Genomic DNA, 23,892 nt, shown 5'->3' on the forward strand with positions numbered 1-23,892 from the left:
CGCATTCTATGGGTCGATAGGATCGAGCCGTGGCTGGGGAGAGCGCGGGGGCGGTGGGGTCTCGTATATGGACGATCCCGAACCTCCTCAGCATGCTCCGGCTGGCACTCGTTCCCGTATTCCTCGTCTTCATCGTGCGTGGCGACGACATCGTCGCGCTCGTCGTGCTCGTGGTGGCGAGCTTCACCGACCTGCTCGACGGATACCTCGCCCGGCGGCTCGGGCAGGTGACCCGGCTCGGGCAGCTCCTCGATCCCGCGGCCGACCGCCTCTACATCTTCGCGGCGCTCATCGGCCTCGCCGCTCGCGACCTCGTGCCCTGGTGGATCGTCGTGCTGATCGTGGCCCGCGACGTGTTTCTGCTCGTGCTCGGCGTCGTGCTCGCGAACCACGGCTACGGCCCGCTGCCCGTGCACCAGCTCGGCAAGGTCGCGACGTTCGCGCTCTTCTTCGGATTGCCCGTCATCATGCTCGGGTTCGCCTTCCCCGCCGTGGCGCCGGTCAGTGAACCCATCGGATGGGCGATCACGCTCTGGGGGGCCTTCCTCTACTGGTGGGCCGGCATCATCTACGCGATCGAGACCGCACGCGTCATCCGCATCCCGCGTGTGGAAGACGACCCGCGATCAGATACGCTTGAACAGGGAGGTTAGCCGTGGCGGATTCTGATATCACTCGGGCTGGCGGTACGAACGAGGCCGACGGTGAACCTTCGACGGCGACCACGTCTCATGCGCACGTCGGCAATACGAACGACAGCACGATCGGCTTCAGTCGTGAGGCGGCGGCACAGCTCAGCGCTGTCGACGCCGACACCACAGCCGAAGAGCAGGAGGCGATCGCGGCGTTGCCGTCCGGTTCGGCGCTCCTGATCGTGCGTCGCGGTCCCAACAGCGGAGCGCGGTTCCTGCTCGACACCGACGTCACGACGGTCGGGCGTCACCCCAACGCCGACATCTTCCTTGACGACGTCACCGTCTCGCGCAAGCACGCGGAGTTCCTCCGCCATGGCACCGCATTCGAGGTGAAAGACCTGAGTTCGCTCAACGGCACCTACTTCGACGGCGTGCGCATCGAGACGGCGCTGCTGAGCGATGGCGCCGAGGTGCAGATCGGCAAGTTCCGTCTCACCTTCTACGCATCCCGACGCGATCTGGCGCCGCTGGCGAGTTCCTAGTGGCGGGCACCGCTGCGTCCACCCACGCGAGCGGCCAGGCCCCACTGCTCGGCATCGGTCAGGTTCTCGCGAGGCTTCAGCCCGAGTTTCCCGAGCTGACCCCGTCGAAGCTGCGGTTCCTCGAGGAGCAGCGGCTCGTCTCACCGGCGCGCACGGCGTCGGGGTATCGCAAGTTCTCCAACGCCGACGTGGAGCGCATCACGGTCGTGCTCTCGATGCAGCGCGACCAATACCTGCCGCTCAAGGTGATCCGCACCCATCTCGAAGCGATCGACGCGGGCGAGACCCCGGCGCTGCCGGGTGCCACGAGCGCGGCGGCGTTCCTCGCCGGTGCCCGCCGGCTTCGCCGTGACGAGCTCATCGCACAGGCCGGCGCGACGGCTTCGCTGCTCGACGACGCCGTCTCCGCTTCGCTGCTGCCCGCCGCCGACCTCTATGGCGACGAGGCGCTCGCCACCCTTCGGGCGCTCGTCGCCCTGCGCAGCGTCGGCATCGAGCCCCGTCACCTGCGCGGCATGCGTGCCGCCGCCGAGCGTGAGGCGGCGCTCATCGAGCACGCCATCGCCCCATCGCGGCGATCGGACGCGGCCGGCAAGGCACGCGCCGCCGAGCGCGGGCTCGAGCTCGCCGGGCACCTCGACGCCGTGCACGCGAGTGTGCTGCGCAGCGCATTCAGCCGCCTCGCTCGGTGATCGTGCGACACGCCGTGACGTTCGGCCCGATGTGTTTGGCAGACCCCCCTCACGTGGGTAGCGTGGAACTCGCGCCGATGGGGTGCGAGGCGTGAGAGCGAGGGGCGATCGGATGAGTGAGCTCGACCAGACGGCACGCTCGCGGTACGACCTCGGCCTGCTCTTTACCGACGGCATGCCCGAGCACGACGACGCCGCGGGCTATCGCGGTGCGGTCGCCGCTCGAGCCGCAGGCATCAGCTACCGCCAGCTCGATTACTGGGCCCGCACTCAGCTCGTCGAACCGACCGTTCGCGGCGCAGCCGGGTCGGGATCGCAACGCCTCTACGGCTTCCGCGACATCCTCGTGCTGAAGCTCGTGAAACGGCTCCTCGACACCGGCATCTCGCTGCAGCAGATCCGCACCGCGGTCACGCAACTGCGTGAGTCCGGCATCGACGACCTCGCACAGACCACGCTCATGAGCGACGGCGCGAGCGTCTACCTGTGCACGTCAGACGACGAGGTCATCGATCTCGTCAACCGTGGTCAAGGGGTCTTCGGCATCGCGGTCGGCAAGGTGCTCCGCGAGGTCGAGTCGACGCTCGTCGAGCTCGACACGCATGCCGATCCGATGGACGAGCTCGCCGTGCGTCGCGGCGTGCAGTCGCGCAAGATCTCCTGACGACCGTTCGCGGCTCCTGAGCGGCGCGGTCGCCGGTTACCGTCGCAGCGCGCACGCGAGGCAGCCCCAGCGCGCCCTATGCGGCCGTGCTGCCGACCGATGTGACGTCAGATGACGGTGGAGTCGATCTCGAGCGGGGTGCCCGCGTACTCGCCGATGCGGGCCGTGCGCAGCACACGGTCGAGCAGCTGGTCGAAGTTGGCCGACATCTCCTCGGCGCTCTCGCCGGGCCACATGTGCAGCGGCTTCGCAGCGCCCTGCGCCTGCTGCAGCGAGGTGCGCTCGGGCAGCTGCGGAGAGAGCACGAGCGGGCCGAACATGTCGCGCAGCTCCTTGATGCGGAACTGGTGCTCGAGCGATTGCACGCGGGCCCGGTTCACGATGATGCCGAGCGGCTGGAGCCTGGGGGAGAGTCCGCGCCGGATCTCCTCGATCGCGCGAAGTGCGCGGTCTGCTGCCGCGACCGAGAACAGTCCCGGTTCGGTGACGACGGCCACGCGGTCGCTCGCCGCCCAGGCGGTGCGCGTCAGCGCGTTGAGCGACGGGGCGCAGTCGATGAGCACCAGCTCGTAGTCGGCCTCGACGTTGGCGAGGGCCTCCTCGAGCTTCCAGATGTCGCGGATCGACGGATGCGGCCCATCGAAGTTGATGGCTGACGGACTTCCGATCATCACGTCGATCGTCGACTGTGGGTTCGATCGCGCCCAGCCGCTCGGCGCGATCGCCGAGCGCACGATCTTCTCCTTGGGCGAGGCCAGCACGTCGGCGACGTTCAGATGACCGGCGACCTGGATGTCCATGCCGGTCGAGACGTCGGACTGCGGATCGAGGTCGACGATGAGGGTCCGGACGCCGCGCGCGAACGCTGCCGACGCCAGTCCGAGGGTGACGGTCGTCTTGCCGACACCGCCCTTCAAGGAACTGACGCTGAGTACGTGCACGAACAGATACGTTACCTTTACTACTCAGTCGATACCTAAACGTTCGCTGTGCGGAAAACCGTCTGAAAGGCCTGCATGTTCACGAAGATCCTGGTTGCCAATCGCGGTGAGATCGCCATTCGCGCGTTTCGTGCAGCCGTCGAGCTCGGCGCGAAGACCGTCGCGGTGTATCCCTTCGAGGATCGCAATTCACTGCATCGCCTGAAGGCGGATGAGGCGTACCAGATCGGCGAGCCCGGACATCCGGTGCGGGCCTACCTCGACGTGTCCGAGATCATCCGTGTGGCGAAGGAGTCGGGCGCCGACGCGATCTACCCCGGTTACGGGTTCCTCTCCGAGAATCCCGAGCTCGCGCGGGCAGCCGACGAGGCGGGCATCACGTTCATCGGCCCGCCGAAGCGCGTGCTCGAGATGGCGGGCAACAAGGTCACGGCGAAGGAGCACGCGATCGCGGCCGGCGTGCCGGTGCTGAAGTCCACGCCGCCGTCGCGCGACATCGAGACCCTCGTGGCCCAGGCCGAGGAGATCGGCTTCCCGATCTTCGCCAAGGCGGTCGCGGGCGGCGGCGGCCGCGGCATGCGCCGCGTCAACTCGAAGGATGAGCTGCGCGGCTCCCTCGAAGAGGCCATGCGCGAGGCCGACAGCGCCTTCGGCGATCCGACGATGTTCCTCGAGCAGGCCGTCATCCGGCCGCGTCACATCGAGGTCCAGGTGCTCGCGGATGCCTCGGGCGAGACCGTGCACCTCTTCGAGCGCGACTGCTCGGTGCAGCGCCGCCACCAGAAGGTCATCGAGATCGCTCCGGCGCCGAACCTCTCCGACGACGTTCGGCAGGCGCTCTACAAGGACGCGGTCGCCTTCGCCCGGTCGATCGGATACGTCAACGCCGGCACCGTCGAGTTCCTCCTCGACACGGCGGGGGAGCGCGCTGGGCAGCACGTCTTCATCGAGATGAATCCGCGGATCCAGGTCGAGCACACCGTGACCGAGGAGGTCACCGACGTCGACCTCGTCGTCTCGCAGATCCGCATCGCGGCAGGGGAGTCCCTCGCCGAGCTCGGCCTCCTGCAGGACTCGATCCGGCTCCGCGGCGCCGCCCTGCAGTGCCGTATCACGACCGAAGACCCGACGGCCGGGTTCCGCCCCGACACGGGAAGGATCACGACGTACCGGTCGCCGGGCGGTGCCGGCATCCGGCTCGACGGCGGCACGGTGAACCCCGGCGCTCAGATCAGCCCCCACTTCGACTCGATGCTCGCGAAGCTCACGTGCCGCGGGCGCGACTACCCCGCCGCCGTTGCCCGTGCGAAGCGCGCTCTTGCCGAGTTCCGCATCCGCGGCGTCTCGACGAACATCTCCTTCCTCCAGGCCGTGCTCGAAGATCCCTCGTTCGTCGCCGGCGACCTGAGCACGTCGTTCATCGATGAGCGCCCCGGCCTCCTGCGCGGTCGCGTCTCGAAGGACCGCGGCACGAAGATCCTGAACTGGCTCGCGGATGTCACGGTGAACCAGCCGAACGGACCTGCGCCCACGAGCGTGCACCCCGTCGAGAAGCTCCCGGCGATCGACGTGTCGACGCCCGCGCCCGACGGCTCCCGGCAGCGGCTGCTCGAGCTGGGCCCCGTGGGATTCGCCAAGGCACTCCGCGAGCAGGTTCCGCTCGCCGTGACCGAGACGACCTTCCGCGACGCCCACCAGTCGCTGCTCGCCACTCGCGTGCGCACGAGGGATCTCGTCGCCGTGGCGCCGTACGTCGCACGGATGACGCCCGAGCTCCTCTCGGTCGAGGCGTGGGGCGGGGCCACGTACGACGTCGCGCTCCGCTTCCTCGGCGAAGACCCCTGGGAGCGCCTCGCTGCGCTCCGCGAGGCACTGCCCAACATCAACATCCAGATGCTGCTTCGCGGACGCAACACCGTCGGCTACACGCCGTACCCGACCGAGGTGACCGACGCGTTCGTGCGCGAGGCCGCTGCGACCGGGGTCGACATCTTCCGGATCTTCGACGCGCTCAACGACGTCTCGCAGATGCGTCCGGCGATCGATGCGGTGCTGGCGACCGGGCACGCGATCGCCGAGGTCTCACTCTGCTACACGGGCGACCTGCTCGATCCCGCCGAAGACCTGTACACGCTCGACTACTACCTCGGCCTTGCCGACGAGATGGTCAACGCAGGAGCGCACATCATCGCGATCAAGGACATGGCAGGCCTGCTCCGCCCCACGGCGGCTGAGCGGCTCGTCACGGCCCTGCGCGGACGCTTCGACCTGCCGGTGCACCTCCACACGCACGACACCGCAGGCGGGCAGCTGGCGACCCTGCTCGCGGCCAGTCGTGCCGGGGTCGACGCGGTCGACGTTGCGAGCGCGCCGATGGCCGGCACCACGAGCCAGCCCTCTGCGTCGGCGCTCGTCGCCGCGCTCGCCCACACCGAGCGCGACACCGGCATCTCGCTGCAGGCGGTAGCCGACCTCGAGCCGTACTGGGAGGCGGTCCGCCGCGTCTACCGGCCCTTCGAGTCGGGCCTGCCCGGTCCCACCGGTCGCGTCTACCACCACGAGATCCCCGGTGGGCAGCTCTCCAACCTGCGCCAGCAGGCGATCGCACTCGGCCTTGCCGACGATTTCGAGCTCATCGAAGACATGTACGCCGCGGCGAATACGATTCTCGGCCGCGTGCCGAAGGTGACACCGTCGTCGAAGGTCGTCGGCGACCTGGCCCTGCACCTCGCGGCGGTGAAGGCCGACCCCGCCGACTTCGCGGCGAACCCCGAGAAGTACGACGTGCCCGACTCGGTGGTCGGATTCATGGCCGGGGAGCTCGGCGACCTGCCGGGCGGCTGGCCTGAACCCTTCCGCACCAAGGTGCTCGCCGGCAAAGACGTGCGCATCGGCGTCACGGAGCTCACCGATGAGCAGCGGGAGGCGCTGGAGGCAGACAGCATCACGCGCCGCTCGATGCTGAATGCGCTGCTCTTCCCGGCGCCCACGCGCCAGTTCGAGCAGATCCGCGAGCTCTTCGGGGATCTCTCGTCGGTCGACACCGCCGACTACCTCTACGGGCTCAGGCAGGGCGCCGAGCACGTCGTCGAGATCGACAAGGGAGTGCGACTGTACGCCGGCCTCGAGGCGATCGGCGAGGCCGACGACAAGGGCATGCGCACCGTGATGACCATCCTGAACGGCCAGTTGCGCCCCGTCTTCGTACGCGATCGCAGCATCGTGGTCGAGACGCGAGCGGCCGAGAAGGCGGATGCCTCGCAGCCGGGCCAGATCGCCGCGCCGTTCTCCGGCGTGGTGACCCTGCAGGCCGAGGTCGGTGCCGAGATCGCAGCCGGGCAGAGCGTCGCCTCGATCGAGGCGATGAAGATGGAGGCGGCCATCACCTCGCCCATCGCGGGAGTCATCGAGCGGGTCGCGATCCCCAAGACGCAGCAGGTCGAGGCGGGTGATCTCCTCGTCGTCGTGCGTCCGCGCTAGGCTGTGCTTGAATTTGGCGCTGATGAGGAGGGGTATCGGTGGCTGAGAACGAAAACGATCACAAGCCGGCGACCCGACGTGTGGGCGCGACCCGCACGACGGCCGTCGAGCACGGAGATCTGCCGCGGTCGAACCGCTCGCGCAGGGCAGACGCACTGTCCGAGAGCGTCGACCTCCGGGTCGACCTGCCGCCGGCGCCCGTGCACGAGATGCCCGAAGACGAGGTCGCCGTGGCGATCGACGATGTCACGGTCAACCCCGGAGCCGTGGCGGGAGGCGCCCCGAGCACCAGGTCGATCGAGGTGGTCACCCCCGCACTGCACGGCTCAGGCGCGCGCAGCGGCTACCGCCGCGAGCCCTCGCCCTACAGCGCCCTGCTCGCCTCGGATTCTGCACGCACGCCAAGCGAGCGGGCGACCGCCGCCGGCACCCACGTCGCGGTGGTCGACCTGCCGGGTGACGAGGGCGAGCCCTCCGAGGTGCCCGAACGCCCCGAGTCGTTGACCGCCGATCGGCTCATCGACCTCAACCGCACGACCCGCCCGGCTCCGCACGGTGGCATGAACCGCTTCCTCTACGAGGCGTCGCTCCACCTCATCAACCTCGGCGACTCGGCGAAGGTGCGCGCGCACAAGGCCATGAGCCAGCGCATCCAGAAGCGCTTCGAGGGCGGCGCCCGCTTCGTGCCGGTGCTCACCCGCAAGGGCGGCGTCGGCAAGACGACCATCACGGCACTGCTCGGCATGGCTCTCGCCGATGCGCGCGACGACCGCGTGATCGCGATCGACGCGAACCCCGATCGAGGCACGCTGGCCGAACGCGTCGACCGGCAGACCCGTGAGACGGTCCGCGACGTCGTGACGAAGGCCGCATCGATCGGCGGATACACCGACTTCTCGTCGTTCGTCTCGCGCGATGAGACCCGGCTGGACATCCTCGCGTCCGACACCGATCCGACGTTGTCCGAGGCGTTCGACGACAACGACTACAACATCGTGGCAGGCCTCGCGGCGCGGTATTACTCGATCGTCCTCACCGATTGCGGCACTGGCATCGTGCACTCCGTGATGAGCGCGACGCTGCAGCGCGCCGACTCCATCGTCGTCGTCTCCGGTGGCAGCGTCGACGAGGCGCGGCTCGCATCCGAGACGCTCACATGGCTCGAGGCCAACGGCTACGGCGACCTCGTGCGCAACGCCATCGTGGCGATCAACCTTGCAACGCAAGGCACCCACCTCGTCAAGGTCGACGAGATCGAGGCGCACTTCCAGTCACGCGTGCGCGAGATCGTGCGCATTCCCTACGATCCGCAGCTCGCGGCCGGCTCGGTCGTGAACTGGCATGAATTGCGCCCCGTCACGCAGCACGCGGCGCGAGAACTGGCCGCCCTCGTGGTGGAAGGCCTGCCCGTCGACCGCGGGCATTGATCGGAGCGCAATTGCCGGAACGTCCCATTCGCCTGTTCGGCGACCCCGTCCTCAAAACCATCTCAGCTCCCGTCGAACAGGTCGACGATGGCGTGCGCGCGCTCGTCGACGACCTCCTCGACAGTGTGCGGATTCCCGGCCGGGCCGGCGTCGCCGCGGCGCAGATCGGGGTGAACGTCAGGGCGTTCAGCTACAACATCGAGGGCGAGGTCGGCTACATCCTGAATCCCGTCATCGTCGAGGTCTCGGGCGAGCCCGAACTCGTCGAGGAGGGATGCCTGTCGGTGCCCGGCCTCTGGCACCCGACACCGAGACATCCGTTCGCACGTGTTCGAGGCATCGACCTCGACGGCAACGAGATCGAGCTCGAGGGAACCGGCCTCATGGCCCAGGCGCTGCAGCATGAGACCGACCATCTCGATGGCATCCTCTACCTCGATCGACTCGAGAAGGCGCAGCGGCGCCTTGCGATGAAGCAGGTTCGCGAGTCCGACTGGTTCTGAGCGCTGAGCCCGCCGCGAAACGAGCACGGGCCCCCGCCGGTCGGCGAGGGCCCGTTCCGCTGCCCGGTTCAGCTCACTGCACGATCGAGTGGCCCTCGGTCGCGGGCGCGCCCGAGTACATCGCCTCGATCTGCGGGGAGAAGTCCTCGAGGATGACGTTGCGCTTGATGCTCATCTTCGGCGTGAGGTGACCGCTCGCCTCGGTGAGCTCGATCGGGAGGATCGTGAACTTGCGGATCGATTCCGCACGCGAGACGTTCTCGTTCGCGGCGTCGATCGCACGCTGCACCTCGGCGAGGACGGCGGGGTTCGTGATGGCCTCGTCGACCGTCATTCCCGCGTCTTCGCCGTTGTTGTTGAGCCAGACGGGCAGCATCTCGTTGTCGAGTGTGATGAGAGCGGAGATGAAGGGCTTCTTGTCGCCCACCGCGATGACCTGTCCGACGAGCGGGTTCGCCCGGATCGGATCCTCGAGTGCCGCGGGTGCCACGTTCTTGCCGCCCGCCGTGACGATGATCTCCTTCTTCCGACCCGTGATGGTCAGGAAGCCGTCGCTGTCGAAGGAACCGATGTCGCCGGTCTTGAGCCAGTCGCCGTCGAACGTCGCTGCGGTCGCCTCGGGGTTCTTCCAGTACTCCTTGAAGACGTTGACGCCCTTGATCTCGATCTCGCCGTCGTCGGCGGTGCGCACCGCGACGCCGGGAAGGGGCGGGCCGACGGTGCCGATTTTCGACTTGTTCGCGAGGTTCACGGTGGCGGGGGCGGTGGTCTCGGTGAGCCCGTAGCCCTCGAGGATCACGATGCCGAGCGAGTGGTAGAAGTGCCCGAGACGTGGGCCGAGCGGCGCAGACCCCGACACCGCGTACTTGACGTTGCCGCCCATCGCCGCTCGAAGCTTCGAGTACACGAGCTTGTCGAAGACACGGAACTTCAGCTTGAGTCCAAGCGGCACATGGCTCCCGGCCGCCTTCGCCATCGAGTAGGCGGCCGCGGTGTCGGCCGCGGTGCGGAAGATCTTGCCCTTGCCGCCCGCCTCGGCCTTCTGCTCGGAGACGTTGTAGACCTTCTCGAACACTCGCGGCACGGCGAGGAGGAAGGTCGGCTTGAAGGTGCCGAGCGACGGCAGCAACTGCTTCGTGTCGGGCTGGTGGCCGACGCGCACGCCGGCGTGCACGCTCAGCACGGCGATGAACCTCGCGAAGATGTGCGCGGTCGTGATGAACAGCAGCGTCGAGGCGCCGTTCGGATCGAGCACGACCTCTTTCAGCGCGATGGCGGCGTTTCGAGAGGTCTCGACGAAGTTCGAGTGGGTGAGCACGCAGCCCTTCGGCTTGCCGGTGGACCCGGACGTGTAGATGAGCGTAGCGATGTCGGAGCCGACCGCGAGATTGCGGCGGCGCTCGATCTCGTCGTCGGCCACCTCGGTGCCCGCGGCCGTGAGCTTGTCGAGGTCGCCGAGGTCGATCTGCCACACGCTGCGTATGGCAGGGAGCTCGGGATGCACCTCGTCGAAGCGGGCGAAGTGATCGGGCGTCTCGACGATGACGGCGATGGCACCGGAGTCGGAGAGGTTCCAGCGCACCTGCGCAGGCGAGCTCGTCTCGTAGATCGGAACGAGCACCGCTCCGGCGAACCACGTCGCGAAGTCGATCAGGGTCCACTCGTAGCGCGTCTTGCACATGAGGCCGATCTTGTCGCCGGGCTGGATGCCGGCAGCGACGAGGCCCTTCGCGAGGGCGATGACCTGGTCGTAGAACTCACGAGTCGTCACCGGCGACCATCCGCCGTCGGCGGTGGGCAACGAGAACAGCACGGAGTCGGGAGTCGCAGCTACGCGATCGACGAGGAGATCGGTGGTGTTCGCCTCAGGGTCAGGGGCCACCACGGCTGGGGTAGCGAATTCGATCACGGTAGCTCCTTCGGCACCGGGGAGGGTCACGCGCGGCGCGGGTGCTTGCGCAAACCTCGGCATTGGGGTCCATTACACTCTAGTCGTTGCCCGCCCGGCCATCAGGGCCTGGCGCGTCTCGACTTCACCCCTCTCCTGGAAGGCAGTTGCCGGTGCACGCGATCGGAATCGACATCGGTGGTACGAAGATCGCCGGTGCGGTCGTCGACGACCTCGGAGCGATGGTGCGCAGCGAGCGCGTGCCCACTCCCGCAGGCGACCCGGCCAGCCTCGAAGACGCCGTCGTCGCGATGATCCGCTCGCTCAGCGCGGAACACGAGATCACCGCCGTGGGCGTCGCCGCAGCGGGCTTCATCGACGCCGCACAGTCCACCGTGTACTACGCCCCCAACATCAATTGGCGCAACGAACCCTTCCGCGAGAAGCTCGAGGCTCGAGTCGGCACGACCGTCGTCGTCGACAACGATGCGAACGCCGCAGGCTGGGCCGAGTTCCGCTTCGGCGCGGGTCGCATGGTGAGCGACATGGCCATGCTCACGATCGGCACCGGCGTGGGCGGCGCGATCGTGGCCGGAGACCGCTTGTTCCGTGGTGGCTTCGGGGCGGGCGCCGAGCTCGGCCACCTGCGGGTCGTGCCCGACGGCCTCGCGTGCGGTTGCGGCCAGCGCGGATGCCTCGAGCAGTACGGCTCCGGAAGGGCGCTGCTCCGCATGGCCAACGAGATCGCCGACGCCGGGGGCATCGGGCAGGGTCTCGCACGCGTGCGCGACGAGCACGGGTCGCTCGACGGCCGTTCCGTCGGCGCGCTCATCGAAGTCGAGGACCCGGGAGCCGTCGCTGCGCTCCGCCAGCTGGGTCACTGGCTCGGCCAGGCGGCCGCGAGCCTGTCGGCCGTGCTCGACCCGCAGCGATTCGTGTTCGGCGGAGGCGTGGCCGTCGCCGGCGAGCTCCTCCTCGGTCCGGTGCGCGAGGCGTACCTCGAGCACCTGCCGGCGCGTGGATACCACCCCGAACCCGACTTCGTGATCGCAGAACTCGAGAACGACGCCGGGGTCGTCGGCGCAGCCGACCTCGCCCGGGTGTGGGTCGCCGAACACGCCTGAATCGCCCGGCGATAGGCTGGGCGTGACCACTGGCCGGGAAGGGGCAGCACAGTGTTCTACTGGATCATGAAGAACCTCGTGGTCGGGCCGATCCTGCTGTCGATCTTCCGCCCTTGGGTCGTGGGGCTCGAGCACGTGCCGAAAGAGGGCGCCGTCGTGCTCGCGAGCAACCACCTCTCGTTCATCGACTCGATCTTCCTGCCGCTCGTCGTCGACCGCCCCGTGATCTTCCTCGCCAAGAGCGAGTACTTCACGGGCAAGGGGCTGAAGGGCTGGGCGACGCGGGTGTTCTTCCAGGCCGCCGGACAGCTGCCGATCGACCGCTCGGGTGGCAAGGCGTCGGAGGCGTCGCTCGAGACCGGCCTTCGCGTGCTCGGCGAGGGCCACATCCTCGGGATCTATCCCGAGGGGACCCGGAGCCCCGACGCACGCCTCTACCGCGGGCGCACCGGAGTGGCCCGCATGGTGCTCGAGGCCGGGGTGCCGGTCATCCCCGTCGCCATGATCGGCACCGAGCGCGTCATGCCGATCGGCACCCGGTTGCCGAAGGTGCGCCGCATCGGCCTGGTGTTCGGCGAGCCGCTCGATTTCAGCCGATTCGAGGGGCTCGAGGGTGACCGATTCGTGTTGCGCTCTGTGACCGATGAGCTCGTCTACGACTTGCGTGAACTCAGCGGGCAGGAATACGTCGACGTGTATGCGAGTTCGGTCAAGGAGCAGCGGGCCACGCAATCGCGATAGGCTCGTTGAGCGGCGGTCGCAGCGTGCGACGCCGTTATCCATTCCCGGCGCCCAGTGCGCCCGAACCCTCCAGGACACTCCCGTGGTACAGCTCGTCGAGCCGATCGTCAATGCAGATCCCTCCGTCATTGCCGGCCTCGACTATTGGCGCACGCTGCCGATCAAGCAGCAGCCGGCGTGGCCCGACCCCGAGGCGGCGCACGCGGCATCCGCAGAGCTCGCAACGCTGCCGCCGCTCGTGTTCGCGGGCGAGGTCGACATCCTGCGCGACCGGCTCGCGGCCGCGTCTCGCGGCGAGGCGTTCCTCCTGCAGGGCGGCGACTGCGCAGAGACCTTCGCGGGCGCCACGGCCGACCAGATCCGCAATCGTGTGAAGACCGTGCTCCAGATGGCGGTCGTGCTCACGTACGGCGCCTCGATGCCGGTCGTGAAGATGGGCCGCATGGCGGGCCAGTTCGCCAAGCCGCGCTCGAGCGACATCGAGACGCGCGGCGACGTCAGCCTGCCCGCGTACCGCGGCGACATCGTCAACGGCTACGACTTCACGCCCGAGTCGCGCGCAGCCGACCCTGCACGTCTCGTGAAGGGGTACCACACGGCGGCGTCGACGCTCAATCTCATTCGCGCGTTCACGCAGGGCGGGTTCGCCGATCTCCGCCAGGTGCACTCGTGGAACCAGGGGTTCGCCACCAACCCGGCGAACGCCCGCTACGAGTCGATGGCTCGCGAGATCGATCGCGCGATCAAGTTCATGGAGGCGTGTGGCGCCGACTTCGAGGCGATCAAGCACACCGAGTTCTACACGGGCCACGAGGGCCTGCTCATGGACTACGAACGGCCGATGACGCGCATCGACTCGCGCACCGGCACGCCCTACGACACGTCGTCGCACTTCATCTGGATCGGCGAGCGCACTCGTGAGCTCGACGGCGCGCACGTCGACTTCCTGTCGCGCGTGCGCAACCCGCTCGGAGTGAAGCTCGGTCCGACCACGACGCCCGAGGTCATGCTCGAGCTCGTCGAGAAGCTCGACCCCCACCGCGAGCCGGGTCGGCTCACCTTCATCACGCGAATGGGCGCAGGCAGGATCCGTGATGCCCTGCCGCCCCTCCTCGAGGCGATCAAGGCGAGCGACGCGAACCCGCTGTGGGTCACCGATCCGATGCACGGCAACGGCATCACGACCCCCACTGGCTACAAGACGCGTCGCTTCGACGACGTCGTCGACGAGGTCAAGGGCTTCTTCGAGGCGCACCGCGCCGCAGGCACGCATCCCGGCGGCATCCACGTCGAGCTCACCGGCGATGACGTCACCGAGTGCCTCGGAGGCTCCGAGCACATCGACGAAGAGACGCTCGCGACGCGCTACGAGTCGCTCTGCGACCCGCGGTTGAACCACATGCAGTCGCTCGAGCTCGCGTTCCTCGTGGCCGAGGAGCTCTCGGCCCGCTGACCAGGCACGCGGGGCGTCCGGCAACGGATGCCCCGCGCTGCTGCCTGGCCGGGCGACGCGTTCCGCTCAAGCCGATCGAGGCGACCATCGGCGACCATCGGCGACCGCGGCGATCGCGCGGAACCGCGACCGCTCAGCCGAAGTTGACGGTGACCTCGGAGCCGCGCTTGAGCATCTCACCGGGGGCGGGGCTCTGCACCGAGGCGATGACGGCGCCCTCGAGGAAGGCGGGCACGTTCGACGTGACCGCGAACTCGAGTGCTTCGAGTTGCGCTCGTGCCTGCGCGATCGTCTGGCCGGTGATCACGTTCGGCACCTCGACGAGGTCTTGGCCCTTCGAGAGCGTGAGCACGATCGTGTCGCCTTGCCGAACCGGATCGGTCGCGGGAGTCGCGGAGATCACGTGATCGGCCGGCACGTCGTCGCTGAATTCGGCGTCGGCGTAACCGACAACGAGCTTCGCCTGCTCGATCGCGGCCGCGGCTTCGCCGACGGGGAGGCCGGTGACGTCGGGCACCGGGCCGAGTGAGACGACGAGCGTGAGGTCGCGGAGCTCGGCGTAGGTCGCGCCGACCGGCGCGCCATCGGCGTCGAGGACGGCGATGACGGAGCCGGCGGCGACGTCGGAGGAGAACTGCCCGGCGTTCTGCTCGGCGACCGTGAAGTCTTTCAGTTGCGCGCGGGCGTCGGCCTCGGGCAACCCGAGCACTGCCGGCACGCTCAACATGCGCGGTCCGATCGAGACGAAGAGCGTGATGGTGGTGCCCCGCCGCACCTGCCGTCCGGCCTCTGGGTCGGTGCCCGACACCTTGTCGACCGGCACGACGGGATCGTTGCGCTGGCCGAGCTTCACCTCGAACCCCGCCTCCTCGAGCAACTCGGTCGCCCGATCGGGAAGGAGCGTCGCCGTCTCGGGCACGGTCGCGAGCGCGCCCGGGCCGGCGCCGAAGTACCAGCCGGTGCCCGCCGCGAGCCCCGTGAGCAGCAGTACGAGGGCGAAGATCCAGTAGCCGCGCCGCTTGCGGCGCTCTGCGCCCTTGGCGAGTGCGGTGGTGTCGTCGCCCTCGGATGCCTCCAGCGTCGTCGTCGCCGTGGGTGCGACGCGCGGGCCGATCACCTGCGTCGCCGCCGTGGCCGCACCTGCCGGCACCGCGGCATCCGTCAGCACCATCGTGCCCTGTTCGGTGCGCGGCGATTGCGGACCGCGGATCACCGGCTCGACCTCTCGAAGGCGATCGAGCATCTCGCGCGCGTCGCGCGGGCGTTCCTCGGGGTCTCGGACGGTGGCCCACAGTACGAGCTCGTCGAGCTCGGCGGGCACGTTGGGATTCTTCGAACTCGGCGTGGGCACGGAGTCGTTCGCGTGCTGGTAGGCGATCGCCATCGGTGCCTCGCCCACGTAGGGCTGGGCGCCGGTGAGCATCTCGTACATCATGATGCCGACCGAGTAGATGTCGCTGCGCGCGTCGGCGACGCCACGCGTGACGAGCTCGGGGGAGAGGTAGGCGATGGTGCCGAGCAGCGCCTGGCCCGTGGCCGTGTTCGCGCTCGTGGCCCGAGCGAGACCGAAGTCGCCGAGCTTGATGCGGCCGTCGTCGGCGAGCAGCACGTTCTCGGGCTTCAGGTCGCGGTGCACGATGCCCGCCTTGTGCGCCGCAGCAAGGCCCGCGAGCACGGCGTCCATGATGTCGACCGTCTGCTCGGGAGTGAGGGTCTTGTAGTCCTTGAGCAGCTCGCGCAGCGTGATGCCGGGGAGGTACTCCATGACGAGATACGCCATATCGGAGTCCTGACCCTGGTCGAACACGTTCACGACGTTGGGGTGTGCCAGGCGAGCGGCCGAACGGGCCTCTTGAACGAAGCGCGTCTTGAACGAGTTGTCATCGGCGAGGTGCCCGTGCATCACCTTGATCGCGACACGGCGCTCGAGGCGCAGGTCGGTCGCAAGGTACACGGTGGCCATGCCGCCGCGGGCGATTCGCGAGCGCACCTGATAGCGGCCGTCGACAAGACGGCCGATCATCGGATCTGCGGGCGCGGTGGTCACCGTTCGAGTCTACGAACACCCATATGCCTGAACTTGAACAAACGCCGCGGACGCGCGGATCGCAATCCCATCGTGATACGCGGGTGTTGCGCCGAGACGTCGCGCGAATCGGTGCGCGCGGTCACCCCAGCTCGGAGAGCCAGGCCCGAGCTGATGTCTCCCACTTCGCGTAGTGGTCGGGGAACGCGCTCTGCTGCACGGCCTGTGCCGCTTGCGTGACGGTCATCGACTCCCAGCCTGCGATGTCGAGCAGGCCGAGGGTGCGGCCCGCGTTCGGGTTCGCCGGGCCGCCGTAGAAGGCGGTCGTGGCGCGCACGGGATCGAGTACCTCCTCGACGGTGCCCCAGCCCCGGCTCGGCCGCTGCTGGAAGAGGCCGAGGGAGTCGAGGTCGCCGTGCTGCACGTTCGCCAGGCCCGATTCCTGCGCCGCTGCAGCGAGAGCGACGACGATGCCCTGGTGGGGGACGCCGAGCGCACGACCGACTTGGATGATGATCGAGGCGTTGGCCCGCATCTCGTCGGTGAGCGCGACGCTTACCGAGGCCACGGTCGTCACGGCGATGGGGCGGGGGATTCGCAGGGATTGTCCGGGCTGGATGATCCCCGAGGCGTCGAGGCCGTTGGCGGCGATGAGCTCCTGCACGCCGACGTCGTTGCGTGCCGCGATGTCCCAGAGGGTGTCGCCGTCGACGACGACGTGGGTGTCCTCCGTCGCCGTCTCGGGCGGCGAGGGCGCCGGCGCCTGGGCGGGCGCAGCAGCAACCGTGGTGCCGTTCACCGGCGGCAGCACGATCGCCTGCCCGGGGAAGATGAGGCTCTGGCGACTGAGCCCGTTCGCGCTGAGCAGCTGGTCGACGTCGAGGCCGTAGGCGGCCGCGATGCCGCTCACCGTGTCGCCCGAGACGACCACGTGCTTCACGATCTCCGCCTCGGGGCTCGGCGCAGCGGCGGTCGCACCGCCGCCGGGGAGCGCGAGACGCTGTCCGGGGAAGATGAGGCTCGACCAGCCGAGCCCGTTGTGCGCGAGCAGCTCGGCCGTGGCGAGACCGAATCGCTCGGCGATGCTGCTCACGGTGTCGCCGTCGGCGACGGTGTACTCCGACGGAACGGATGCCGGGGCGCTCACCGCCGCGCTCATGGGCTTTGCGGTCGTCGACTTCGCTTTCGGCTGGCGCTTCGACTGCTGTGGAGCAGCCTCGGCGGGCTGGGCGATGCCGAGTGTCACCGCGATGGTGCTCACGACGGCCAGTGGCAGGGTGAGGAAGCGACGGATGCGCCGTCGTCGAGTTCTGTCGGGCTCGACTGTTTCGGTTGTGGGCGCGGGATCGGCCGCGGCGGCCTCGGACTGGTGGTGCATTGTTCCCCCTTCGCCGGCGTCCGATGCCGGCTCCCGCGCCAACCGTCGCACAGGCAAATAGGGGAGTCAAACACCTCGCCGCGCGTCCGCCGACTCCGCGCGCGCGCACCGGCGGCGGCGAATTCCGTGAGTCCCGCTTCCGGCTGTCCCGCCGATCATGGCAGTCTTGAGGGGTGACCGACGCCTCCCAGCCCGAATGGCTGACTGTTCCCGACCTCGTTGAATTGCTCGGGCAGAGCCCCAGCCGTATCCGCAGGCTCATCGACGACCGACACCTGCTCGCCACGCGCATCGACGGCGTGCTGAAGGTGCCCGCGTCGTTCCTCCGCGACGGCGAGCCGCTGCATGAGCTGCACGGCACCGCCATGGTGCTCGCCGACGCCGGATTCAGCGACGACGAGGCGCTCGAGTGGTTGCTGTCCGAGGAAGACAGCCTCGGCACGACGCCGATCACCGCCCTCCGCGCCGGCCGGAAGGCCGAGGTCCGCCGCATCGCACAAGCGCTCGCCTGAGCAAGCACACGTCCGCCTGAGCGGGCGCACGTCGTTCGCGGCGCGGCTCGCGGCATCCGCGCCTGCCGGCTCAGACCCTGGTCAGTGCGCCCGCCTGGTGACGGCCTTCGCGAGCGAGCCGAGCTCTGCTCGCGCGTCGCGGCTCAGCGGCGCCTCGGCGAGCACGGCGGTCGCCCGTGCCACGTGCTCGGCGATGATCCGCTCGATCTCGTCGACCGCTCCGCACTGCCGGATCGTGCTCTGGAGCATCCCCACCTGCTCGGCGTCGAGCTCGGGGTCGCCGAGCAGCTCGTCGAGCAGCCGGCGCTGGCCGGGCGCGAGGCGCTCGCGCGCGATCGCGATGAGCACCGTGCGCTTGCCCTCGCGCAGGTCGTCGCCGCTCGGCTTGCCTGTGACGTCGGGGTCGCCGAACACGCCGAGCAGGTCGTCGCGCAACTGGTAGGCGATGCCGAGCGGCAGGCCGAACTCGCGGAGCGATTCGAGTTGCGCGCTCGTGGCCCCGGCGATCGCGCCGCCGATCGTGAGCGGCGCCTCGACGCTGTACTTCGCGGCCTTGTAGACGATGACCCGTTCGGCGCGCAATCGCTGCTCGGAGTCGGGCTTCGTCAGCCACGCCCGCTCCTCGAGCACGTCGAGGTACTGCCCGGCCGTCACCTCGGTGCGCATGCGAACGAACTCGGCGCGCGCCGCGCGAGCAGAGGCTCGGTCGGGCAGTGCGGAGAGTCCCTCGTCGAGCAGTTCGTCACTCCACCCCAACAGCAGGTCGCCGAGGAGGATCGCCGACGCACGGCCGAATCCGGGGGCGCTGCCCGCCCAGCCCGAGTCGTCGTGCAATTGCTCGAAGAGCCGGTGGGCCGATGGCGCCCCCCGCCGCGTGTCGGAACTGTCGATGATGTCGTCGTGCACGAGCGCGGCTGCGTGGAAGAGTTCGAGGGCGGATGCCGCGGAGACGACCGGAAAGCGGTCGCTCTCACCGTCGCTCGCATACGCGTCGAACCCGCGCGCGCGCACCGCCTCCCAGCCCCAATAGCAGAACAGCGCCCGGAAGCGCTTGCCTCCGCTGAGAAAGCGCCTTGAGAACGCATCGAGCGGTTCGAGGTCGCTGCTGATGGAGCGGAGAATAGAAGAGCGTTCGGCGAGGAAATCCTCGATGCGTTCGTGCACCAGATCGACCAGCCGGGAACCGTGAGCCACCCGCCTAGCCTAGCGAGGCGGCGCGGCGCTAGAATGGAATCGGATGCGTCGATCCCGAGCCTGAGGGGAATGAGATGCCGCTTTCAGAGCAGGAGCAACGTCTTCTCGAGGAGATGGAGCGGAACCTCTATCGCAATGACGCCGACTTCGTGCATGCAGTCGGCGGAGTTCGTGGACGCCGCCCCAACTACCGATCGATCGTGCTCGGAATCCTCCTCGCCGTCGCCGGCATCGCCGCGCTCATCGCAGGGGTCGCACTGCAGAATCTCGTGGTCGGCATCGTCGGCTTCGCCCTGATGTTCGGCGGTGTGCTCATCGCCATCACCCCTTCGAAGCGCGGGCCCATGTCGGCCGCCCCTGGGGAGCCGACCACCGCAAAGCGCACCGCTCGGTCGGGGGGCGGGTTCATGGATCGCATGAACGACCGCTGGGATCGTCGTCAAGAGGGTCGCGAGTAACCCTCCACTTCCCACCACTTCACGGGTCGATCTTCGGATCGGCCCGTTTTTTCATGCCCGGAATGCCGCCCGAGGGCCGTGCGACCACCCTTTGGGGCGGCTCAGCGCGCTGATCCGCCTGGCCTGACGAGCCGCCGCGCCGTCGGGGAGCGAGCGTGCTCCATTTCCCTCCACCCGCTCACAGCCGCGTATTCACAGGGAACTCCCATGCCCCAACCGCCGAAAACGAGTGAATGTCGTTGATTGGTGGATGAGAGTGGAGTAAAGTGGGGTCACCTGGATTCTGGCCGGAGGAAAGGGGGTGACGCGATGTTCCTCGGAAGCTACGAACCAAAGCTCGACGAGAAAGGTCGAGTCATTCTTCCGGCGAAGTTCCGTGAGGAGTTGTCGAACGGCCTCGTGCTCACACGAGGCCAGGAGCGCTGCATCTACGTGTTCAGCGTGCGGGAGTTCGAGAGCATGAGCGACAAGATCCGCCAAGCCCCGGTGACGAGCAAGCAGGCGCGCGACTACATGCGCGTCTTCCTCTCCGGGGCGTCAGCGGAGACCCCCGACAAACAGCATCGCGTCACCATCCCCGCCACGCTCCGCAGCTATGCGGGGCTCGACCGAGACCTCACGGTCATCGGCACAGGCAGCCGGGTGGAGATCTGGGATGCAACGGCGTGGCAGAAATACCTCGCCGAGCAGGAGGCGGCCTTCGCAGACACGGCGGAGGAGGTGATCCCCGGGCTCTTCTGATCCTCTGGCTCCGACTCCCAGCCGGCCGCGCCTGATGCACTTCCCCGCACCAGGACGAACGGATGGGGATCGGAACCCGAGGCCCCGAAGGCAAGGCGGAACTATGGACTTCGAACGTATTCACACCCCGGTGATGCTCGACCGCACGGTCGAGCTGCTCGCTCCCGCCCTCGATCGCGAGGGCGCGGTGCTCGTCGATGCCACGCTCGGCATGGGCGGACACACTCGCGCATTCCTCGAGCGCTTCCCGAACCTCACCGTGATCGGGCTCGATCGCGACCCCGACGCCCTCGAGATCGCCCGTGAGCGCCTCGCGGCCTTCGGCGACCGCATGCGGTTCGTGCACACGGTCTACGACGGCATCGCGCGCGCCGTGCGATCCGAGGGATTCCGTGAGGTGCAGGGCGTGCTCTTCGACCTCGGCGTCTCGTCGCTGCAGCTCGATCGGGCCGAGCGCGGGTTCGCCTACTCGAAGGACGCGCCGCTCGACATGCGGATGGACTTCACGCAGGGGCGCACCGCGGCCGACGTCATCGCCGAAGAGAGCGAAGACGAGCTCAAGCGCATCTTTCTCGACTACGGCGAGGAGAAGCTCGCGGCGAGGTATGCGCGAGCGATCGTGCGTGCGAGGGCGGAGGCTCCGATCACCCGTTCGGCCCAGCTCGTCCAGATCATCACGGCGGCGACGCCCGTCGTGGTGCAACGGCAGGGGCATCCGGCCAAGCGGGTCTTCCAGGCGCTGCGCATCGAGGTGAACGAAGAGCTCTCGGTGCTGCAGGCTGCGATGCCGGCCGCTCTCGACACGCTCGCCGTCGGCGGTCGCATCGTCGTGCTCGCCTACCAGTCGCTCGAGGACCGCATCGTCAAGCGGGCACTCCAGGCCGCGGCGAGCTCCAGTGCACCCGCCGGGTTGCCCATGGAACTGCCCGAACACCGACCGAACTTCAAGCTGCTCGTACGCGGAGCAGAACAGGCGAGCGAGTCAGAACAAGCGGAGAACCCGCGTGCGAAGCCGGTGCGACTGCGCGCCGCCGAACGAGTGAGGAGGCCGTCATGAGCGCTGTGCCGGCCCAGTCCCTACCAGCCCCACGTCGCATCGAGACGGAGCGCCAGCGGCGGCTCCGTCCTGCTCCCGAACGCGCGATCGCGCGCGCCAAGCCCACGCTCGGCTATGCGGTGATCGCCCTCGGCAGCGTCGCGGTCATCATCGTCGCGCAGCTGCTGCTCTCCATCGCGGTCACGCAGGGCGCCTACGAGCTCGACAAGTACCAAGTGGCCCAGGCCGAGCTCGCACGCGAGCAGCAGACGCTCACCGAAGACCTCGATCGAGTCGAGTCGCCGCAGTTCCTCGCGATGAACGCCGAGGCGCTCGGCATGGTGCCGAACTCGAGCCCGGTGTACCTGCGACTGTCCGACGGGGCGGTGCTCGGGCAGCCGACCGCCGCGACCGGCGGCGCAGCGGCATCCGCTCCGCTCGTGCCGAACACCCTCATCGACGGCGTGCCGCTCGTGACCGAGCAGCAGAGCGGCAATGCTGAGAACGCGGCGAAGCCCGAGCATGCCGCCGACCCCGCGACGCCGAACCAGGCGGCCGCACCGCCGGCCGGCAACGGACTCCCGACGCCCGCGACGCACTGAACACGCGCGGCGGGCAGCACGACGATGACGAGAACGGGGACGGGGAACGGATGAATCGCATCAGCCGGCACCCGATGCGTCGCATCCTGATCGCGGCGGTCGTCCTCGTCGCGCTCGTGGGCGTCTTCGTCGTGCGGCTCGTCGACATCCAGGTGGTGCGCGCCGCCGAGCTCAACGTGCAGGCCGAAGACGCCCGGTCCCAACCGGTGACCACCTACGGCGCGCGCGGCGACATCGTCGACGCCAACGGGAAGGTGCTCGCCGACAGCGTCATCCGGTACGACATCGCCCTCTCGCCGAAGAACGCCGGACCAGTCGACCGCGAGGTCCCCGACCCCGCTGATCCCGCGAAGACGACGACCCAGAAGGTCCCGCTCGAACAGGTCGCCGCAGAGCTCGGCGCTGCCGTGGGCATCACGGGCGAAGAGGTGCTCGCCATCATCGACAGCCACCTCGCCGCCGACCCGAAGTCCGACTTCGCCTACGTCGCCAAGCTCGTCGACACTCCGACCTATGAAGCGGTGAAGGCACTCGACATCCCGTGGGTCGAACCCTACGAGCACGCGAGCCGTCGATACCCCAACGGTGCCGTGGCCGGCAATCTCATCGGATTCGTCGACCCCGACGGCAATGCGGTCGCGGGCCTCGAGCTCGCCGAAGACGAATGCCTCGCCGGCGAGAACGGGCAGGTCAGCTACCTGCACAGCCTCCGCGACTGGGTGACGATCCCCGGAACCGAGGTCGTGCACAAGGAGGCGCGCAACGGCGGCACCCTCGAGCTCACGATCGACAGCGACCTGCAGTGGTTCGTGCAGCGAGCGGCCGAGGCGCAAGTGCAGGCGACCGGGGCCGATTGGGCGACGGTCACGGTCATGGAGGCGAAGACCGGCCGGCTCCTCGCCGTCGGCGACGTGCCGACGGTCGACCCGAACGACCCCGCTGCGACGCCCGCGGGCGACCGCGGATCACGGTCGTTCACCGCCCCGTTCGAACCCGGATCGACGTTCAAGGCGCTTACCGCGGCATCCGTCATCGACAAGGGCAAGGCCACCCCCCTCAGCGAGATCCTCGCGGACTACCGGTACCTGCCGCCGAACGGCGCGAACATCAACGACAGCTTCTTCCACGGACCAACGCCGTACACCCTGACAGGCGTGCTCGTCGACTCGTCGAACACCGGCATGTCGATGTTCGGCGAGCGCCTGACCGACCAGGAGCGTTACGACGACATGCTCGCGTTCGGGCTCGGCGAGCGCACCGAGGTCGGGTTTCCGGGGGAGGAGCCCGGCGACCTGCACGGCGGCCCCGACGGGTGGGACAGCCAGACCAAGTACGCGACGATGTTCGGCCAGGGGCTCACGACGACGGCGGTGCAGATCGCGAGCGCCTACCAGACGATCGCGAACGGCGGCGTGCGCATGCCCGTCACCCTCGTCGACGGATGTCGCGACGAGAACGGCGACGTCACCGCGACCGAGTCCACCGGAACGCAGGTCATCTCCGAAAGCGCCGCCGACCAGACGAGCCAGATGCTCGAGCGCGTGTACCTCGAGGGGTGGCTCGCCGACGAGTGGGAGATCCCCGGCTACCGGGTGGCGGCGAAGACCGGCACGGCGCAGGTCGCCGATGGCGAAGGCGGCTACCTGACCGGCCACCTGGTGTCGGTCTCGGGCTTCGCCCCGGCCGACGACCCCGAGTTCGTCGTTTCGGTGAGCATCATGAATCCGGTTAAGATGAATTCGTCCGCCGCCTCCGCTCCCGTCTTCCAGCAGGTGATGAGCCAAGTGCTGAAGAAGTATCGGACCGTTCCATCCGGCGCCCCGGCGCCCGAGCTGCCAGCCACCTGGTGAGAAAG

Annotated in this window: 21 protein-coding genes; 16 read left to right on the forward strand and 5 right to left on the reverse strand. The window is 68.7% G+C overall.

Annotated features, from left to right (window positions below):
• The first annotated feature begins 29 nt into the window (after positions 1–29).
• From ESP51_RS13930 to ESP51_RS13945, 4 genes are all read left to right on the forward strand, one after another.
• Positions 30–653 carry a CDP-alcohol phosphatidyltransferase family protein gene (locus ESP51_RS13930; protein WP_129521501.1) on the forward strand — a complete coding sequence of 208 codons (624 nt, stop codon included), beginning with the start codon at positions 30–32 and terminating at the stop codon, positions 651–653.
• Between the two features lie 110 nt (positions 654–763).
• Positions 764–1,177 (forward strand): FHA domain-containing protein, encoded by a 414-nt coding sequence (locus ESP51_RS13935; protein ID WP_206737316.1) that lies wholly within the window; start codon positions 764–766, stop codon positions 1,175–1,177.
• Entirely contained in the window at positions 1,177–1,869 is a 693-nt protein-coding gene (gene ftsR, locus ESP51_RS13940; protein WP_129521502.1) for a transcriptional regulator FtsR, read from the forward strand. The genes ESP51_RS13935 and ftsR overlap by 1 nt, the downstream gene beginning before the upstream one ends.
• 112 nt (positions 1,870–1,981) lie before the next feature.
• Complete coding sequence (locus tag ESP51_RS13945; RefSeq protein WP_129521503.1) at positions 1,982–2,533, forward strand: MerR family transcriptional regulator; 552 nt, start codon at positions 1,982–1,984, stop codon at positions 2,531–2,533.
• A 107-nt stretch (positions 2,534–2,640) separates the two neighbouring features.
• Here the strand turns inward: ESP51_RS13945 and ESP51_RS13950 are convergent, their stop codons facing one another.
• The gene (locus tag ESP51_RS13950) at positions 2,641–3,474 is read right to left on the reverse strand and encodes a ParA family protein (RefSeq protein ID WP_129521504.1); all 834 of its coding nucleotides are present in this window, start codon (positions 3,472–3,474) and stop codon (positions 2,641–2,643) included.
• 75 nt (positions 3,475–3,549) lie between these two features.
• Between ESP51_RS13950 and ESP51_RS13955 the strand changes: the two genes are divergently transcribed.
• Genes ESP51_RS13955 through def form a run of 3 tightly spaced genes read left to right on the forward strand, consistent with a single transcriptional unit; the run spans position 3,550 to position 8,884 of the window.
• Positions 3,550–6,954: a pyruvate carboxylase gene (locus ESP51_RS13955; RefSeq protein WP_129521505.1), complete on the forward strand. Its 3,405-nt coding sequence runs from the start codon at positions 3,550–3,552 to the stop codon at positions 6,952–6,954.
• 38 nt (positions 6,955–6,992) lie between these two features.
• Entirely contained in the window at positions 6,993–8,381 is a 1,389-nt protein-coding gene (locus ESP51_RS13960) for a MinD/ParA family ATP-binding protein (RefSeq protein ID WP_241843173.1), read from the forward strand.
• An 11-nt stretch (positions 8,382–8,392) separates the two neighbouring features.
• Positions 8,393–8,884 (forward strand): peptide deformylase, encoded by a 492-nt coding sequence (def, locus tag ESP51_RS13965; RefSeq protein ID WP_129521506.1) that lies wholly within the window; start codon positions 8,393–8,395, stop codon positions 8,882–8,884.
• Between the two features lie 73 nt (positions 8,885–8,957).
• On the opposite strand, the gene ESP51_RS13970 is transcribed toward def, so the two are convergent.
• Entirely contained in the window at positions 8,958–10,793 is a 1,836-nt protein-coding gene (locus tag ESP51_RS13970; RefSeq protein ID WP_129521507.1) for an AMP-dependent synthetase/ligase, read from the reverse strand.
• A gap of 152 nt (positions 10,794–10,945) precedes the next feature.
• Here ESP51_RS13970 and ESP51_RS13975 point away from each other — a divergent pair, with 152 nt between their 5' ends.
• From ESP51_RS13975 to ESP51_RS13985, 3 genes are all read left to right on the forward strand, one after another.
• Positions 10,946–11,896 (forward strand): ROK family glucokinase, encoded by a 951-nt coding sequence (locus ESP51_RS13975; protein WP_129521508.1) that lies wholly within the window; start codon positions 10,946–10,948, stop codon positions 11,894–11,896.
• Between the two features lie 51 nt (positions 11,897–11,947).
• Positions 11,948–12,637: a lysophospholipid acyltransferase family protein gene (locus tag ESP51_RS13980; RefSeq protein ID WP_129521509.1), complete on the forward strand. Its 690-nt coding sequence runs from the start codon at positions 11,948–11,950 to the stop codon at positions 12,635–12,637.
• Between the two features lie 82 nt (positions 12,638–12,719).
• Positions 12,720–14,090 (forward strand): class II 3-deoxy-7-phosphoheptulonate synthase, encoded by a 1,371-nt coding sequence (locus ESP51_RS13985; RefSeq protein WP_241843174.1) that lies wholly within the window; start codon positions 12,720–12,722, stop codon positions 14,088–14,090.
• Positions 14,091–14,223: 133 nt separating this feature from the next.
• Here ESP51_RS13985 and pknB read toward each other — a convergent pair whose 3' ends face one another.
• Positions 14,224–16,113: a Stk1 family PASTA domain-containing Ser/Thr kinase gene (gene pknB / locus ESP51_RS13990; protein WP_422386853.1), complete on the reverse strand. Its 1,890-nt coding sequence runs from the start codon at positions 16,111–16,113 to the stop codon at positions 14,224–14,226.
• Between the two features lie 145 nt (positions 16,114–16,258).
• Complete coding sequence (locus ESP51_RS13995; RefSeq protein ID WP_129521512.1) at positions 16,259–17,494, reverse strand: muramidase family protein; 1,236 nt, start codon at positions 17,492–17,494, stop codon at positions 16,259–16,261.
• Positions 17,495–17,667: 173 nt separating this feature from the next.
• On the opposite strand from ESP51_RS13995, the gene ESP51_RS14000 reads away from it, so the two are divergent.
• The gene (locus ESP51_RS14000) at positions 17,668–18,006 is read left to right on the forward strand and encodes an Rv2175c family DNA-binding protein (RefSeq protein WP_129521513.1); all 339 of its coding nucleotides are present in this window, start codon (positions 17,668–17,670) and stop codon (positions 18,004–18,006) included.
• Between the two features lie 81 nt (positions 18,007–18,087).
• Here the strand turns inward: ESP51_RS14000 and ESP51_RS14005 are convergent, their stop codons facing one another.
• Complete coding sequence (locus ESP51_RS14005) at positions 18,088–19,200, reverse strand: polyprenyl synthetase family protein (RefSeq protein WP_129521514.1); 1,113 nt, start codon at positions 19,198–19,200, stop codon at positions 18,088–18,090.
• Positions 19,201–19,274: 74 nt separating this feature from the next.
• Between ESP51_RS14005 and ESP51_RS14010 the strand changes: the two genes are divergently transcribed.
• From ESP51_RS14010 to ESP51_RS14030, 5 genes are all read left to right on the forward strand, one after another.
• Entirely contained in the window at positions 19,275–19,658 is a 384-nt protein-coding gene (locus tag ESP51_RS14010; RefSeq protein WP_129521515.1) for a DUF3040 domain-containing protein, read from the forward strand.
• 309 nt (positions 19,659–19,967) lie between these two features.
• Positions 19,968–20,399, forward strand: a complete 432-nt coding sequence (mraZ, locus tag ESP51_RS14015; protein ID WP_129521516.1) for a division/cell wall cluster transcriptional repressor MraZ — start codon at positions 19,968–19,970, stop codon at positions 20,397–20,399.
• A gap of 103 nt (positions 20,400–20,502) precedes the next feature.
• A complete protein-coding gene (gene rsmH, locus ESP51_RS14020; RefSeq protein ID WP_129521517.1) occupies positions 20,503–21,456 on the forward strand; it encodes a 16S rRNA (cytosine(1402)-N(4))-methyltransferase RsmH in 954 nt (317 codons plus the stop codon).
• The gene (gene ftsL / locus ESP51_RS14025; protein WP_129521518.1) at positions 21,453–22,037 is read left to right on the forward strand and encodes a cell division protein FtsL; all 585 of its coding nucleotides are present in this window, start codon (positions 21,453–21,455) and stop codon (positions 22,035–22,037) included. Before rsmH ends, ftsL begins: the two co-directional genes overlap by 4 nt.
• Positions 22,038–22,087: 50 nt before the next feature.
• Positions 22,088–23,887, forward strand: a complete 1,800-nt coding sequence (locus ESP51_RS14030) for a peptidoglycan D,D-transpeptidase FtsI family protein (protein ID WP_129521519.1) — start codon at positions 22,088–22,090, stop codon at positions 23,885–23,887.
• The last annotated feature ends 5 nt before the right edge of the window (positions 23,888–23,892 follow it).

The sequence above is a fragment of the Agromyces albus genome (genome assembly GCF_004134825.1).
Taxonomy (GTDB): Bacteria; Actinomycetota; Actinomycetes; order Actinomycetales; family Microbacteriaceae; genus Agromyces; species Agromyces albus.

What these genes read in the sequence shown, in the direction of transcription:
- ftsL (WP_129521518.1), top strand. Translation starts at nt 21,453, where the DNA reads ATGAGCGCTGTGCCGGCCCAGTCCCTACCAGCCCCACGTCGCATCGAG.
- ESP51_RS13945 (WP_129521503.1), top strand. Translation starts at nt 1,982, where the DNA reads ATGAGTGAGCTCGACCAGACGGCACGCTCGCGGTACGACCTCGGCCTG.
- rsmH (WP_129521517.1), top strand. Translation starts at nt 20,503, where the DNA reads ATGGACTTCGAACGTATTCACACCCCGGTGATGCTCGACCGCACGGTC.
- ESP51_RS14010 (WP_129521515.1), top strand. Translation starts at nt 19,275, where the DNA reads ATGCCGCTTTCAGAGCAGGAGCAACGTCTTCTCGAGGAGATGGAGCGG.
- ESP51_RS13995 (WP_129521512.1), bottom strand. Translation starts at nt 17,494, where the DNA reads ATGCACCACCAGTCCGAGGCCGCCGCGGCCGATCCCGCGCCCACAACC.
- pknB (WP_422386853.1), bottom strand. Translation starts at nt 16,113, where the DNA reads ATGATCGGCCGTCTTGTCGACGGCCGCTATCAGGTGCGCTCGCGAATC.
- ESP51_RS13955 (WP_129521505.1), top strand. Translation starts at nt 3,550, where the DNA reads ATGTTCACGAAGATCCTGGTTGCCAATCGCGGTGAGATCGCCATTCGC.
- ESP51_RS14030 (WP_129521519.1), top strand. Translation starts at nt 22,088, where the DNA reads ATGAATCGCATCAGCCGGCACCCGATGCGTCGCATCCTGATCGCGGCG.
- mraZ (WP_129521516.1), top strand. Translation starts at nt 19,968, where the DNA reads ATGTTCCTCGGAAGCTACGAACCAAAGCTCGACGAGAAAGGTCGAGTC.